Origin of the sequence: Pseudomonas sp. BW16M2 (assembly GCF_014268865.1) — a bacterium.
Lineage (GTDB): Bacteria > Pseudomonadota > Gammaproteobacteria > Pseudomonadales > Pseudomonadaceae > Aquipseudomonas > Aquipseudomonas peradeniyensis.
In genome coordinates this window covers 85,885-102,006 of the sequence record NZ_JABWRI010000019.1, presented here as the reverse complement: position 1 = coordinate 102,006, position 16,122 = coordinate 85,885, and the positions used below count along the sequence as shown (strand labels likewise).

The following is a 16,122-nucleotide window of genomic DNA, read 5'->3' as shown; positions in this document are numbered from 1 at the left end:
GACAACGGCCATCCACGCCCGGGCCAGCCGGTGGCGCGCTACCGCAAGTACAGCGCCACGCTCAGCTACGTGCAGGGCTTCCAGCTCTTCGGCGAGCGCCTGAGTTTCAGCAGCCTGGCCACCGGCCAGCGCAGCGAGGACGTGCTGTTTAGCCCGCAGCGCATCAGCCTTGGCGGCTTGTCGTCGGTGCGCGGGCTGAAGGACCAGTCGTTGTCCGGCGACAGCGGCGGCTACTGGCGCAACGACCTGCGCTGGACCCGTCCGGTGGCCTGGCAGGCTTTGCAGCCGCTGGTGGCTGAATATGGGATGGGCCTGGGCTACGACCTGGGCGTGATCCGCAACGATCGCTACAACGGCGAGTACCACGGCCGTGCCAGCAGCCACTCGCTGGAGTTGTTCGCCCGTGGCCAGCACATGGCCGCCAGCGTGACCTTCGCCCACAGCCTGGAACGCCCCGACGTGCTGACCGACAAGGAACGCCCGGTGTATTTGCGCCTGGACTTCTTCATCTGAATGGGAATGTATGACGATCTGCAGCCGGACAAGGTGTCCGGCCCCCTTTCCAAGCTGGCGACCGCCGAAGCGCGGGTACTCTCGGCCCTGGCTGGCCCCCATTCGCAGGTGCCGGCCGATTACCTGGCGTTCATCAGGGAGCTTGGATGGGGGGAAGTGGGTGAGGCGGCCTATATGTTGTACGAAGGCCTGCTTACGCCTGACCAGGTCTACGATGAGGACGGGGACAACGCCCTGGAAGGCATCCTGCTGTTCGGCGATGACCTGCAGGGTTACTGCTCAGGGTTCGACACGAACAATGGCTGGGTGGTTGTCGATATCGACCCGGTGAGCCGTGAGGCTCATCAGGTGGCGGACAGTTTCTCCGAGTTCATACGCGAACTGTTGGGTGACTTGTAGTCCGTGTGAACTGCAAGGGCCGGGAATCACCAGGCGGTGTCTCCCGGTTTCGCTTCGCGGGTCCTTGCTGGCCGCTGCGGCCAGTTCGTCTCTTCTCTGTGTGGCTTCTTGCGGTGCGCATGCCCAGATGAGGCATGGCACCGATTTCTCCCCTCCCGACGTCCTTGATAGCCCTGGATGCAGTGCGCTGGTGGCTTCAGGCTGCCTGGCGTTTCAGCCTGGGTGACTGCTGGAACAGGCAGTAGATGGTTTCACGGTTTTTTGACGATATTAATTTGACGTTTACGTGATGGCCAAATAACATCTCGCGCTCTTTTTTCGGGGGCCAGGCACTGGATGATGCCTGTGCGTTGTCAGCGGGGGCGAGCCTGCGTGCTTACCTTCGCACAGCCTGGAACGCCCCGACATGCTGACCGACAAGGAATGCCCGGTGTACTTGCGCCTGGACTTTGTCATCTGACCGCCTGATTCACGAGACCTGACATGGACGTTCGCCTGTTTGCCTTCCTGGCCCGCCAACGCTCGGCCGCAATTCAGCCCCGCGAGCGCTTCTGCGGGCTGCCCAAGCGTGGCCTGGCCTTCCTGCTGGCCAACGCCATGTTCTGGCAACCGTTGTGGGCGCAGGCCGCCGAAGGCGTGGTGGTCAGCGGGCCAGGCACCAGCCTCGGCCAGGCGGGCAACGGCGTGCCGATCGTCAACATTGCCGCGCCCAACGGCAGCGGGTTGTCGCACAACCAGTTCAGCGACTACAACGTCGGCCAGCAGGGGCTGATCCTCAACAACGCCACCGAGCGCACCCAGGCTACCCAGTTGGGCGGGATCATCCTTGGCAACCCGAACCTGCAGGGCCAGGCGGCCAGTACCATCCTCAACGAGGTCAACGGTGCCAACGCCAGCCAGTTGCGCGGCTATACCGAAGTGGCCGGGCATGCAGCGCATGTCATCGTCGCCAACCCCCACGGCATCACCTGCGATGGCTGCGGCTTCATCAACACGCCACAGGCCACGCTCAGCACCGGCAAGCCGGTGATCGAGAACGGCCAGCTGACCCGTTACCAGGTCGACCAGGGCCACATCGCCATCGAAGGCGCGGGGATCAATGCCAGCAACGTCGACAGCTTCGAGCTGATTGCCCGCAGTACCAAGATCAACGCCGAGATCCAGGCCCGCAACCTGGCCATCGTCGCCGGGCGCAACGATGTCGATGCCCGCACCCTGGCGGCCACTGCGCGTGCTGACGACGGCAGCGCCAAGCCGAGCCTGGCGATCGACTCCAGCGCGCTGGGCGGCATGTATGCCGGCGCGGTGAGGCTGGTGGGGACCGAGGCCGGTGTCGGTGTGCGCCTTGATGGGCGGATGATTGCCAGCGGTGGCGATATCCAGCTCGATGCCAATGGCCAGCTGAGCATGGTTCAGGCCAGCGCCGGGGGCGATGTGCGCATCCGGGTGACCGGTATCGAAACCCAGGGGCCGGTGCATGCCGGCAAGCAACTGCAGGTGGAAAGCCGCGGTGACCTGGTCAACCGCCAGGGGCTGACTGCCGCGGGTTCGGTGCAACTGGACGCGGCAGGCCAACTGAGCAACCTTGGGGGCATCCAGGCCGGTATCCAGGCCGATGGCAGCCGCGCGGCCGACGCCGACCTGAAGATCAACGCCGGTGCCGTGGATAACCGCAACCAACGCCTGATCGCCAGCGGTGACCTGACGCTGTTCACGGGTGGACGCCTGGATAACCAGGGCGGCAGCCTTAGCGCCGGGCGCAATGTCAACATCAACGCCGCAACGCTGGACAACCGCCAGCAGGGCAAGGTCCTTGCTGACGGACATATGACCCTCACCGGTGGGCAACTGCTCAACAGCGATCGTGGCCAGATCATCAGCCAAGGGGCACTGAACGCCACCTGGGCGCATCTCGACAACCAGGCCGGCGAGTTGTCCAGCCTCGATGCCCTGGCCCTGAACCTAGGCAGCCTGGACAACCGCAATGGCAAGGTCCTGGCCAACCGGGGCATTACCGTCACCAGCCAGGGCCTGGTCGACAACCGGACCGGCCGGATCGCCAGCCAGACTTCCCTTGACCTGACTGCCCAGGCCCTGAACAACGGCCAGGGCGGCCATATCAGCGGCAACCAGGCGGTCAACGTCAATGTCGGGCGGCTCGACCAGCAAGGTGGCCAACTGAGCAGCGTCACCGAGCTGACCCTCGACCTGAACCATGGCCGGCTGGACAACCGTGACGGCGAGATCGCCGCCAACCAGCTGCGTCTGCGGCAGATGGCCGATATCGACAACCAGCGTGGCGAGATCTCCAGCAAGAGGGCCTTCACCCTGACGGGCCGCAGCCTCGACAACACCGGTGGCAAGTTCTACAGCGAGCAGGCCCTGACCGTGCGCCTCGACCAGTTGCTCGACAACCTGGATGGCCTGGTCTCGGCCGACGGCCTGGATATCCAGGCCCTGGCGTTGCACAACCAGGGCGGCGTGGTCACCAGCAAGTCCGGCCTGGAGTTGACCACCCGCGCAGCCATCGACAACCAGCACGGCGAGATCTCCAGCACCGGCCACGGCCAGGTAAAGGCCGGCAGCCTCGACAACCGCGAGGGTACGGTAACGGGTGGGGCGTTGGAGCTGGTAGTCGCCCAGGCGCTGGACAATCGCCAAGGTGTGCTGGCTGCCGGCAAGGCACTGACGCTGAACGCCGCCAGCCTCGACAACCGCGAGCAGGGCAAGCTGCTCAGCGATGGCACGCTGACCGCCAAGGTCACCGGCCTGCTGGACAACCAGGCCAAGGGCCTGGTGAATGGCCAGGGTGCCACTGATATCGACGCGGGGCAGTTGGACAACCGTGGCGGCCGGTTGCAGGGCAAGGACCTGCTGACCCTGCACGGCCAGCGCTGGGACAACCGCGGCGGCAAGATCGAGGGTGATGGCGCGATGACGCTGACCATCGACCACCTCGACAACCGCGACCAGGGCCTGGTCAGCGGCCAGGCCGGGGTGCGCTTCAATGGCACCGAACTGCTCAACCAGCTCGGCATCTTCGGTGCGAAGGGCAACCTCGATCTGGTCGCTGCCCACCTGGACAACAGCGGCGCCAGCCTGACCAGCGGCGGTGATCTCAATGGGCAGGTCACGCGCCTGGAACAACTCGGCGGCAAGCTGTCCGCCGATGGCAAGCTGACCCTCAAGGGCAGTTCGCTGGTCAACCGCCAGGGCGCCGTGCTGGGTGCCGGCCAGGGTATGCACCTGACCGTGGACAACGTCGACAACCGTGGCGGCGAGCTGTCCGCGGCCAAGGCGCTGAGCCTGACCGGGCAGCGCCTGGACAACACCGGCGGCCAGGTTCTGGCCGACACCGACCTGGCGCTGACGGTGGCCGAGGTCATCAACCAGGCCCAGGGCCTGCTGCGTGGCAAGGGCCAACTGACCCTCGACGGCCAGACCCTGGACAACCGCGACGGGCGTGTTTCCGGCGAGCAGGGTGCACGCCTGCGCCTGGGCCAGGCGCTCGACAACGGCAAGGGGCTGCTGACCAGCGAAGGTGACCTCGATATCGGCGCCGCCAGCCTCGACAACAGCGACGCCGAGCTGAGCAGCGCCGGCAAGCTCACTTTGGCCACCACCGGCAAGGTAGACAACCAGCGCGGTTCGATCACCGCCGACGGCACCCTCGACCTGCGCAGCGCCAGCCTGGACAACCGTGCCGGCGAGATCGGCGCCCAGGGGGCCGTGGACATCGCCACTGGCGCGCTGGACAACCGCGACAGTGGCCATGTGGTCGGCAACGACCGCCTGACCATCAAGGCTGGCCAGGTCAACAATGCAGGCAGCGATAGCCGCATCGACAGCGATGGCGCAATGAGCCTGGCCGCCACAGGCTTCGACCAGCAGGCCGGGCGCCTGCTGAGCAAGGCCTCGATCACCCTTGACCTGGGCCAGGGCGCGCTGGTCAACCATGGCCTGATCAAGGCTCCGCTGCTGGTGCTGAACAATCTCGGCAGCGTCGACAACCAGAAGGGCGAGATCTCCAGCCCGCAAGGTTTCACCCTCGCCGCCACGACGCTGGACAACCGCCAGGGCAAGCTGATCAGCGACCAGGTTCTGACGGTGCGTATTGCCCAGGTACTGGAGAATACCAAGGGGCTGGTCTCGGCCAAGGGCCTGGACCTGCGCGCCACCCGCGCGGATAACCGCCAAGGCATTCTTGTGGGCGACACCGCCCTGAACATCGACGCCGGCACTTTGGACAACCGCCAGGGCAAGGTCTCCGGCAAAGGCCGTGGTGAGATCCAGGCTGGCACATTGCTCAACACTGCGGGTTCGCTGGTCAGCCTGGAGCAGTTGCAGGTCAAGGGCGGCGAGCTGGACAACCGCGAGGCGGGCCTGCTCGGCAGCAACGGCGCGCTGACCCTGGACGTTGATCGCATCGACAACCGTGGCGGCGAGATCACCGGCAAGGCCGCCGTCGGCGTGACCGGCACCTCGCTGGACAACAGCGACGGCGGCCTGCTGGTCGCCGGCACGGGCATGACCCTCGCGTTGCAGGGCCTGCTCAACCGTAACAAGGCACGCATCGAGGCCCAGACCGGCCTGACCCTGACCGGCCTGACCCTGGACAACGACGGTGGCCGCCTGACCAGCCAGCGGGACATGACCCTGGCGTTGACCGGCGCGGCACTCAACCGCCTCGGCCTGATCAGCGCCGAGGGCCAATTGGTGGTGGCCGCGCAGAGCCTGGACAACAGCACCGGCAAACTGGACAGCGCCGGCAGCCTGAAGCTGACCACGGTGGGCGCGCTGCTCAACCAGGGTGGCGAGTTGCTCAGCGACGGCGATATCACCCTGGCCAGTGTCAGCCTGGACAACACTGACAAGGGCGTTATTGCCAGCAAGGGCGCGTTGGCCATTACCACCGGCCACCTGGACAACAGCCGCCAGGGCAGTGTCAGCAGCAACCGCACCCTCGACCTGCACGCCGGCCAGCTGGACAACCGTGACGGCGGTCGGGTGGGCAGCCGCGAAGCACTCAGCGCGACGGTTACCGGCCTCGACCAGCAGGGCGGCAAGCTGTTCAGCGACTCTTCGGTGAACCTCGACCTGGGCCATGGCCACCTGGACAACCGTGGCGGCCTGATCAACGCCCCGTCGCTGCTGCTGAACAACCTCAAGACCGTGGCCAACCAAGGCGGTGAGATTTCCAGCGCGCAAGCGTTCACCGTCGCCGCCGAGCAACTGGACAACGGCAACGGCCGCTTGCTCAGTGACCAGGGCCTGCTGCTGCGGGTCAGCCAGCGCCTGGACAACCTCAAGGGCCTGATCGGTGGCCAGTCGCTGGAGGTTCATGCCGGCGTGCTGGACAACAGCGGCGGCACCCTGAGCAGCCAGAGTGGCTTGCAGGTGACCGTAGATGGCTTGCTGAGCAACCGCGACGGTGGCCGCATCGAAGCCAAGGACGCGCTCACACTCACCAGCAAAGGCGTGGACAACCACGGCGGTAAACTGCTCGGCAGCAGCCTTGCACTGGACCTGCTCGGCGCCGACCTCGACAACGGCGCCGGCCTGATCACCACCGCCGGCCCACTGACCCTCGCCAACCTGGCCAAGCTCACCAACCAGAGCGGCGAGATCTCCACCGCCCAGGCCCTGCGCCTGGACCTCAGCGAGCTGGACAACCGTGACGGCAAGCTGATCAGCGAACAGACCCTGGCCATCACCAGCGGCGCCATCGACAACCGCAACGGCCTGGTTTCGGGCTGGCAGGGGCTGACCGTTACCGGCCAGAGCCTGGACAACCGCCAGCAAGGCACGCTGTCGAGTCGCTCCGGTGCCGTGCAGGCGACCGTGGCCGGCGCCCTGCGCAACAGCGACGGCGGCGCGCTGGTCGCCCAGCAGCGCCTGGACGTCAAGGCCGACAGCCTGGACAACAGCGCCAAGGGCATCCTGTCCAGCGGCAGCGGCCAGCAGCTGACCATCACGGCGGCACTGGACAACCACGAGGGCGGCCTGATCGATGCCGGTGAAAAGCTGGTTATCAGCGCCGGCACCCTCGACAACCACGGCGGCCGCGTGGCCACCCGCCAGGACCTCGGCCTGAGCGCCGCGAGCCTGAACAACAACGACGGCAACCTCACCGCCCAGGGCGCCCTGACCCTCGACCTGCTCGGCGATTTGCTCAATCGCAAGGGCACGCTGTTCGCCGGCAAGGACCTGCTGATCCAGCGCGTCGGGCTGGTCGACAACCAGGCTGGGCAGATCGCCAGCCAGGGCCTGCTCAAGGTGCTGGCCGACAGCATCGACAACAGCCAGCGCGGCACCCTGGCCGCCAATGGCGCGCTCGTGCTCAACAGCAGCGGGGCGCTCAGCAACACAGGCGATGGCCTGATCTACAGCCAGCAGGGTGAGGTAGGCCTGCAGGTGGCGAGTTTGAACAACGCCAAGGGCACCGTGCAGGCCAAGGGCGCGATCAGCGTGCAGGCCAACGGTGTGCTCGACAACCAGGGCGGCAAGCTGATCGCCCAGGATGGCGCGCTGAGCGTGACCGCCGACACCCTCGACAACCGCGGCGGCATCCTTGCCAGCCTCAAGCAGTCGCTGGGCGTGCGCACCACCGGTGTACTGCGTAACGGCAGCGACGCCAATGGCCAGCGCGGCGTTCTCCAGGCCCTGGGCATCGATGTGCAAAGCGCCAGCTTCGACAACCATGGCGGGCGTATCGCAGCGCTGGGCGGTGATGCGCTGATCCGCACCGGGCAGCTGGACAACCGTGACGGCGGCATCTCCGCCGGCAGCCTGCTCAAGGTCACCGGCACCAGCCTGCTCAACGGTGGCGACGCGCGCGGCGAAATGGTCGGCCAGCGTATCGACATCGGACTGAGCAGCGCCCTGGACAACCGCGGCGGCATCATCGAAAGCGCCAGCACCCTGGCCATCGCAGCCGCCAGCCTGGACAACCAGGCGGGGAAACTGCGTGCCCTGGGCAACAGCGGCACAACGCGATTCCAGATTGGCGGGGTGCTGGATAACCGAAACGGAACCGTGGAAACCGCCAACACCGATCTTGCCCTGGTCATTGGTGATCTGTTGAACACCGGGGGCAGCATCGTACACGTCGGCAATGGCGATTTCGGTGTCAGCAGCCAGCAGGTCATGGCGGCGGGAGGTCGCCTGTTGACGCATGGCACCCTGAATCTCAGTGCCGACAGCTGGGTCAACAGCAGCGTGCTGCAAGCCGGCACGCTCAAGCTCAATGTCAACAATTTCAGCCAGACCTCGAGCGGGCAGTTGCTGGCGACCAAGGCGTTGCTGGGCACGGGCGGCAACTGGCTCAATGACGGGTTGATTGCCAGCGATGGCACATTGAACCTGACCTTGGGTGGTGCCTATTCGGGCAACGGCCGATTGACCAGCCTGGGGAACATGACCCTGACTGCGGCGCAGATGAGCCTGGGCACCGCCACAAGCATCGCCGGTGGCGACAGCATTGTGGTCAACATCGGCGACCAGCTGAGCAACCTTGGGCGCTTGTCGGCGGCCAATGACCTGACGATCAACGCGGGCAGCCTGTCGAACTACGGTGCATTGGCCGCTTCACGCAACCTGAACTTGATCACCCACTCCGTCCACAACGACCAGGCTGCCGACGGAAGTCGAGGCTTGCTGTTCAGTGGGCGGGACATGACGATTGGCACCGCCGATTTCAGCAATCGCTACGCGGATGTGTACAGCCTGGGCAATCTGCTGGTTGCCGGCGTCACCGCGGGTAGTTCTGCGGCAACCTTCCTGAACAGCTCCGGCACTGTCGAGGCGGCCGGCGACATCAACCTGCAGGCATCCAGTTTCGTCAACAAACGCGACAAGTTCAGGGCCAGCCACCAGATCACCGATGGCTACATGACCATCTACTGCGTCCAGCATTGCAAAGGGCCGCGGGTGAGGGGGCCGGTGCACATCTACAAGACCCAGGAAACCGTGGTGCTGGAAGATTCGCCAACGGCAACCCTGGCTGCCGGGCGTAACCTGACCATCGGTGGGGACAGCGTTCTCAATTCTCGAAGTGTGATCTCGGCGGGCAATGATCTCACCATCACGGCCGGCAGCATTACCAACGAGGGTGAGCGTTCCAGGTCGGGAACCGTTGGCAGAGAGGTGGGGGCTGGAGTCAAGATCCCCAGGGCGTATTTCTTCCAGTTGATTAACGAAGTCAACGCCTACAACCAGGCACACCCTCGTTCCGGGCCGTTTGATGAAGCCGCCTTCAACAAACTGGTCGCGAAGTTCGACCCCGGGGTATTTTACGGCATCGATGCAGAGCCCGTGGTCCAGCCGGATCAGAAGTTCATCGCTCCAGCGGTCATTCAGGCCGCCGGGACGGCCAAGCTCACTGCCGCAGGCAGCATCAGCAATATCGTTGTGAACAGGGCGGCAACGGCTACCGGCAATCGCTCGTTCGATACCCAGGTATCCAGCGTGACGCAGCCCACGGTGGTCAACCTGAATGCGCAGTTGCCACCTGATCTGGCCCAGCGACAGGTCGATCCCACCACCCTGCCAGGCTTCAGCCTGCCAGCCGGGCAGAATGGCCTGTTCCGCCTGAGTGGCAAAGGCAGCGATGCAGCCACTGGCACCGCCCAGCGCTGGACACTGGGCAACGCCACTGTCACCTCGCATGAGCGTGAGGTGCTGGCCAGTTCCCGACCGGGCTCGATCCAGGCAATGGATGCGTCCGCGTCCAGAGGAAGTGAGCAGGCAATCGATCGCGTTGCCCACCAGCGTGTCGAGTCGGCTGCCAAGGCCAGTGTCATCGGGGTCAATGCGCCTGCGGGCGAGGCCGTGGATAGCTACGTTCCCCCACCGAGCGCAGGTGCGCAGGCCGCCGAGCTGGTAGCGCAGGAGCCGGGTATCGGCGCTCGCCCCTGGATTGCGGGCGTCACTCGCCTGCCGGATAGCCAGTACACGAGCAAGCCGCACAAGTATCTGATCGAAACCAATCCGGTGCTGACCGACCTCAAGCAGTTCATGAGCTCCGATTACCTGCTTGGCAACCTGGGCTTCGATCCGGACAAGAGCTGGAAGCGTCTGGGTGACGGCTTCTACGAGCAACGCCTGATCCAGCAGGCGGTGGTGGCTCGCACCGGCCAGCAGTTCATCGATGGCCAGACCTCCGGCGAGCAGCTGTACAAGCACCTGATGGACAATGCCATCCGCAGCAAGGACCAGCTCAACCTGAGTCTGGGTGTCGGTTTGACCTCCGCCCAGGTCGCGGCGTTGACCCACGACATCGTCTGGCTCGAAGCACGCGAGATCAATGGTGAGCAGGTACTTGCGCCAGTGCTGTACCTGGCCCATGCCAATGGCCGACTGGCGCCTGACGGTGCGCTGATCGCGGGGCAGGACGTCCAGTTGATCGCCGGGGAGAATCTCGACAACGTAGGCACGCTGCGGGCCACGCGTAACCTCAGCGCCACCGCCGGCAAGGACCTGACCAACACCGGCCTGGTCCAGGCCGGCGAGCGCCTGGACCTGCTGGCCGGCAACAGCTTGGTCAACAGTGCCGGTGGCATCGTCTCCGGTCGTGACGTCAGCCTGACCGCCATCAACGGTGACCTGATCAACCGACGCGACCTCACGCGCACGGACATCGTTTACGGCGGCGTGCGTGAGCAGAAGGATTATCTTGAAAGCGCCGCGCGTATCGAGGCCGGCAACAGCCTCAGCCTCAAGGCCGGGCAGGACATCAAGAACGTCGCCAGCGTGATCCAGAGCGGCGGCGACCTGTCGCTCAGTGCCGGTCGTGATGTGAGCCTGCTGTCGGTCGAAGAACGTCAAGGCTTCTACACCGATCGCCAGCGCAGCAGCACGGTGCAGCAGCACGGCGCCACGGTCAGCGCCGGCCGCGACCTGAGCCTCGGCGCCGGCCGCGACCTCACCGCCGTGGCCAGCCAGATCGACGCGGGCCGCAACCTTACCCTGGCCGCCGGCGAGGACCTGAACCTGACCTCCGCCGCCAACGAAGCGCACAGCTTCAGCCGCAGCAAGAAGGTCACCCAGTCCAATGACCAGGTCACCCAGGTCTCGACCACGGTCAAGGCCGGTGGCGATGTCTCGCTGTCCGCGGGCCAGGACATGGCCATCGTCGCCAGCCAGGTCAAGGGCAAGGGCGCTGTCGACATCAACGCCGAGCGCGACCTGACCATCGCCTCCGAGCAGAACGAAAGCGCTTCGTACTATCTGAAGAAGAGCAAGGGTTCGTTCGGTCGCGGCAGCTCCAAGCAGCAGGAGAGCTACCACAGCACCAACGTCGCCTCGGTGATCGAGGCCGGTGGCGACCTGACCGTCAACGTCAGCAAGAAGGAGGGCGGCGGCATTGCCCTGGACGGTGGTCGCGATGTCTCGGTGATCGGCAGCCAGCTCAAGGCCGGCGGCGATGTCATGCTCGGTGCCACCGGCGACGTGGCGGTGCTGTCCGGCGTCGAGGAACACGGCGAGTACAGCAAGAAGACCAAGTCCGGCTTCCTGGGCCTTTCGAAGAGCGGCAAGAGCCAGCTGCAGACCCAGGCCAAGCAGGTCGGCAGCGAGTTGGATGCCGGCAACGACATCGTCATCGCCGCAGGCAGCGATGTGCGCCTGCGCGCCAGTGAGGCCAATGCCGGCAAGGACGTCGAACTGCGTGCTGGGTTAATCGACAAAGAGGGTGACGTCAACCTGGTGTCGGCCAATGACACGGCCTATAGCCGGTCGGAGGAATACAAGAAGAAGTTCAAACTGTCGCTTTCCCCCGAGATCATCCTGAACCCGGCAGCGCTGATGATGCCGATCGCACCGGGCACGGTCCTGCCATCGGTGTCGATCGGTTCGGCCAAGGCTTCCGGGCAGGAGGCTCGCAGCAGCACCAGCGTCGGCAGTCAGGTGAGTGGAGAGCGTGACGCCACCCTGCAGGCGGCCCGCGATATCAACGTGCTGGGTAGCGGCGTCAGCGCCGGACGCAACGTCAGCCTCAACGCCGGGCGCGATGTCAATGTCAGCGCCGCGCAGAACCAGAGCGACAACTCGCACTGGTCGAGTTCGAGCAAGACAGGCCTGCGCTTCGACAGTGACGACAACGGCATGAACTTCTTCGCCGGTGTCGAGAAGGAGAAGGCCAAGGACCGTCTGCGCGAGCAGCTGGCTGCTGGTAGTCGCATCCAGGCCGGGCAGGATCTGGATGTCAAGGCCGGTCGCGACATCAACCAGACTGGCTCCGACCTGGTGGCCGGCCATGACATCAGCCTGGGGGCTGGTCGCAATATCAACATCGACGCGGGACGCGAAACCCGTATCCAGGAACTGGAGCGTGAGTACGAGGGGCATGGTATCAGTGGCTCGGTCAACCATAACCTGGGCAAGACCAAGGACGCGCTGAGCAACACCGGCAAGGGCGAGAATGGGGTGAGCAAGGGCTCCAGCGCCCTGCAGACCCTGGATGCGATCAGTCAATTCTTCGCCGGCCCGACCGGTGACGGCAAGATCGGCAGCAGCAAGCAGACCAGCAGCCAGCAAAGTGTCGAACAGAACAACCGTCCCTCGACGCTGGACGCTGGCAACGATGTGAAGCTGCAGGCGGGCAACGACGTCAATATCAAGGGCAGCCAGGTGCAGGCCGGGCGAGATATCGACGTCAAGGGACGCGATATCAACATTGATGTGGCCAAGGGCAGCAGCAGCCAGGAAAGCAGCCAGTCGCAGAGCTGGGGGGGCATCCACGGCGGTACCAGCGGTGGCTTCAAAGTTGGTATTGGTGGCAGCCACGGTACTGCGGGTGCCGATGGCACCCAGGGCAACTCGACGCCGAGCCAGCTCGAGGCGGGGCGCGATATCAAGCTCGACGCCAGCCACGACCTGAACATCGTCGGTTCGCAGGTCAAGGCCGGGCGTGACATCGACCTGGCCGCAGGCAATGACCTGAACATCCGCGCTGCGCAGAACGACTCGCACTACGAGCAGAACCGCCGCAGCGGCGGAGGTGAAGTCGGCCTGGCGTTCGGCTCGGAAGGGGTAGGTATCTATGCCAGCGTCAACCTTGGCAAGGGCGCGCTGGAACGCGATGCCCAGCGTCACCAGGAGGCCTATGTCTACGCGGGCGACCAGCTGAAGTTCACCAGCGGCAAGGACACCAACATCCAGGGTGCCCAGGTGCGCGGGGACGAAGTCATCGGCCGTGTGGGGGGCGACCTGAGCGTGGCCTCGGCCATTGACACCGGCAAGGTCAAGGGCAAGGAGTTCGACCTGAGTGCCACCGTCACCATCGGCCCGGGCTCGGGTATCAGTGGCTCGGTCGGCAAAGGCAAGACCACGGGCGAAACCGAGTGGGTGGAGAACCAGACCCGCATCAGCGCTCGGGACAAGGTCGATATCCGTACCGAAAACCACACCCAGCTCGATGGTGCCCTGATCGCCTCCGACAACGGCAACCTCAAGCTCGACACCGGCACGTTGGGGCACCGTGATATCGCGGGCAAGGACCAGGAGCATGGTTACTACCTGAATGTCGGTGGCAGCTGGAAGCCGGTCAAGAATGCCAAGGACGAGAAGAGTGCAACCGTCAGTGGCTGGGAGTACGAGAAAGACCGCGAGCAGATTGTCCGTGCCACCGTTGGTGCCGGCGACATCACAGTGCGCGGGGATGCCGACACCGGCCAGGACTCCACGGTCGGGCTGAATCGGGACCTGGACAAGGCTTACCAGATCACTCGAGACCACGAGTCGCGCACCGACCTCTACATCAGTGACACGGCGGTCAACGATGCGCTTCACCCAGTAGCCACGGTGAACAGGTGGTCCAACGAGCTTCGCAACTATGACAAGACTGCGCTGAAGAACCTCGAGCAGGCCGGCAATGTCGTCAATGTTCTGGTCAATCGCTTCGAGCGCCTTCAAGGGCGTCAGTTGGATGCAGGTGCCGTGGCCATTGGCGGGGTGAAGCTCGCAGAGGACACCTATGAAGCCCTGCTGATGGCGAACTTCAAGCCTGATGAAGCCAAGGCGCTCATGCGCACGCCGAGTTTCCAGCAGGAGGTGTTGGCACGCCTTAACCAGATCGAACATGTGTTCGATAAGCACGAGGAGTCGACGAACGAGCTTGCCCGTCTGTGGGGGGCGATGGAGCTTGACCCTACGCCGATCATTGAACGTCGTGGTCCGGTGCAGATGGCGCTGACCTATAGCTCGCAAATCAATGAGTATCTGGATGCAGACCCGGAGCGGGGTCAGAAACTGGCTCTTGCTCTGGCGATGATCCAGGGGCCCAAGGCGGTTATACAGCTGGCGGTGTCGACAGCGATTGGGCAGACGGAGCTCGGTCAAGACCTCAATGAACAGTACGACCGTGCCATGACCCGAGTCGGCACGATGCTTGCCGAGCACATGGAAGGCGGCGGTGTTGTCCTGAATGGGGAGTCTGACAGCGACAAGTTCCTGGTGGGGGGCGGCAAGCTCATCAGCAGCATGATTCTGGGTGTTGCCTCGGGGCGCAAAGGGAGTGGTGGGCATGAGGCCAAAAAGCCAACGACTACTCCTGTGGAGTTGCCAGGGGGCGGGAAAGATGTCATAGATGGTAAAAAAGGGGGAGCTGCTAGCTCCGGCGCTGAAAATGCAGCCTTGTATCCAAAGCTGAAGGATCAACTGATACAAGAAAATCTGAGCAATATTGCGGCTCAGGACTCAAGATTAGCTGCAGCTGTGAACGGCAGTGGAACGAAAAATCCGAACTTCTCTATAGGTCAAGGTACATCTTCCGAAGCTAATCAGTTGGGTAAAACCTGGGTTGGAGATGGTGCAACAAAAACAAGTGATGGGCTTGGTTTGATTAGCGCAGACGGCACTCGTGTATATAGGCCGCCAACACCAAAAGATTCATCTTTTGCAACGACAGGCGTGCAGGCCAATTTTGAAATGTACAACATCAACCCGGTAACAGGTCAGCGCGTAAAAGTAAGTAACGGCCATCTGAATGTGACTGACTAGGAGGAATGATGCGTGCTGTTATAAAAGGTATTTCTAATGATTTATTTGATGTCGAGACCTACGTTCCTGAGGATGTAGACAACTTTTCTTTGAGTCTTCGTATTCGAATTGGGCTTGATATTACACAAGGGGCAGATGATTTTGAGCTTTTCATCTGCACTCCAAAGTGGTTGGAAGAGACGATGTGGGAGCCTCGTTGGGGGAGAGGTCTATTAATTGTTCGAGAATATGATTATTCGACTATTAATGGGTTAATTCATGAGTATGTGAGTCGCTGCGAGGGGGATGGCTGGGAAACTATCGTGATAAAGCTGGGGAAGGTATTTGCCTGGGAGTTTGATGATTACCAATCCTAATTAATAAGATTGTTTATCTAACGCCGGTCATGTACCGGTGTTGCTTTATCTGTAGAAGTCTCAGGCTTGATCTGACACCCTGACGCCGACCTTGGGGAAAAAGGGGACAGACCCGGAGCGAGGTCAGAAACTGGCGCTGGCTCTGGCGATGATCCAGGGGCCCAAGGCGGTTATACAGCTGGCGGTGTCGACAGCGATTGGGCAGACGGAGCTCGGTCAAGACCTCAATGAACAGTACGACCGTGCCATGACCCGAGTCGGCACGATGCTTGCCGAGCACATGGAAGGCGGCGGTGTTGTCCTGAATGGGGAGTCTGACAGCGACAAGTTCCTGGTGGGGGGCGGCAAGCTCATCAGCAGCATGATTCTGGGTGTTGCCTCGGGGCGCAAAGGGAGTGGTGGGCATGAGGCCAAAAAGCCAACGACTACTCCTGTGGAGTTGCCAGGGGGCGGGAAGGGTGTCAAAGATGGTACAAAAGGAGGAGGAGCTGCGGGCCAAAAGCTGCCATCTGCGCTACCAGAAAACCTGACCGGTTATGCGAATCCGAAAGATATCCGCTTCACGCAAGATAGTGTTTCGAATAACTCCAAGGATGGCAAAACTCTGCAGTCAACAATCGATGGGTTGAAGTCAGGAAAAATATCTCCAGATGACCTGCCTCCTATCCGTGTATTTGAGAAGGATGGAGTTGTTTATAGCTTGGATAATAGACGATTGCTTGCTGCATCTGAGGCGGGCGTTCCAATCAAAATTGTTCCGGCTACGCCAGCGGAGGTAGCCAAGGAAGGATGGAAGATGACCACGCCAAATAATGGGTCGGTTATCTGTGTTCGAGGTATTTGTAAGTGAGGTTCA

Annotated in this window: 5 protein-coding genes; all 5 read left to right on the top strand. The window is 63.2% G+C overall.

The window, feature by feature from the left end:
- A partial coding sequence (locus tag HU735_RS17645; RefSeq protein WP_238349839.1) for a ShlB/FhaC/HecB family hemolysin secretion/activation protein occupies positions 1-513 on the top strand: 513 nt, incomplete at its 5' end.
- A gap of 6 nt (positions 514-519) precedes the next feature.
- On the top strand, positions 520-912 hold the full coding sequence (locus HU735_RS17640) for an SMI1/KNR4 family protein (protein WP_186714551.1): 393 nt from the start codon (positions 520-522) through the stop codon (positions 910-912).
- 483 nt (positions 913-1,395) lie between these two features.
- A complete protein-coding gene (locus HU735_RS17635; protein WP_186714550.1) occupies positions 1,396-14,910 on the top strand; it encodes a hemagglutinin repeat-containing protein in 13,515 nt (4,504 codons plus the stop codon).
- An 8-nt stretch (positions 14,911-14,918) separates the two neighbouring features.
- Positions 14,919-15,266 (top strand): immunity 8 family protein, encoded by a 348-nt coding sequence (locus HU735_RS17630; protein ID WP_186714549.1) that lies wholly within the window; start codon positions 14,919-14,921, stop codon positions 15,264-15,266.
- Positions 15,267-15,414: 148 nt separating this feature from the next.
- Entirely contained in the window at positions 15,415-16,116 is a 702-nt protein-coding gene (locus HU735_RS17625; RefSeq protein ID WP_186714548.1) for a hypothetical protein, read from the top strand.
- Positions 16,117-16,122 lie beyond the last annotated feature (6 nt).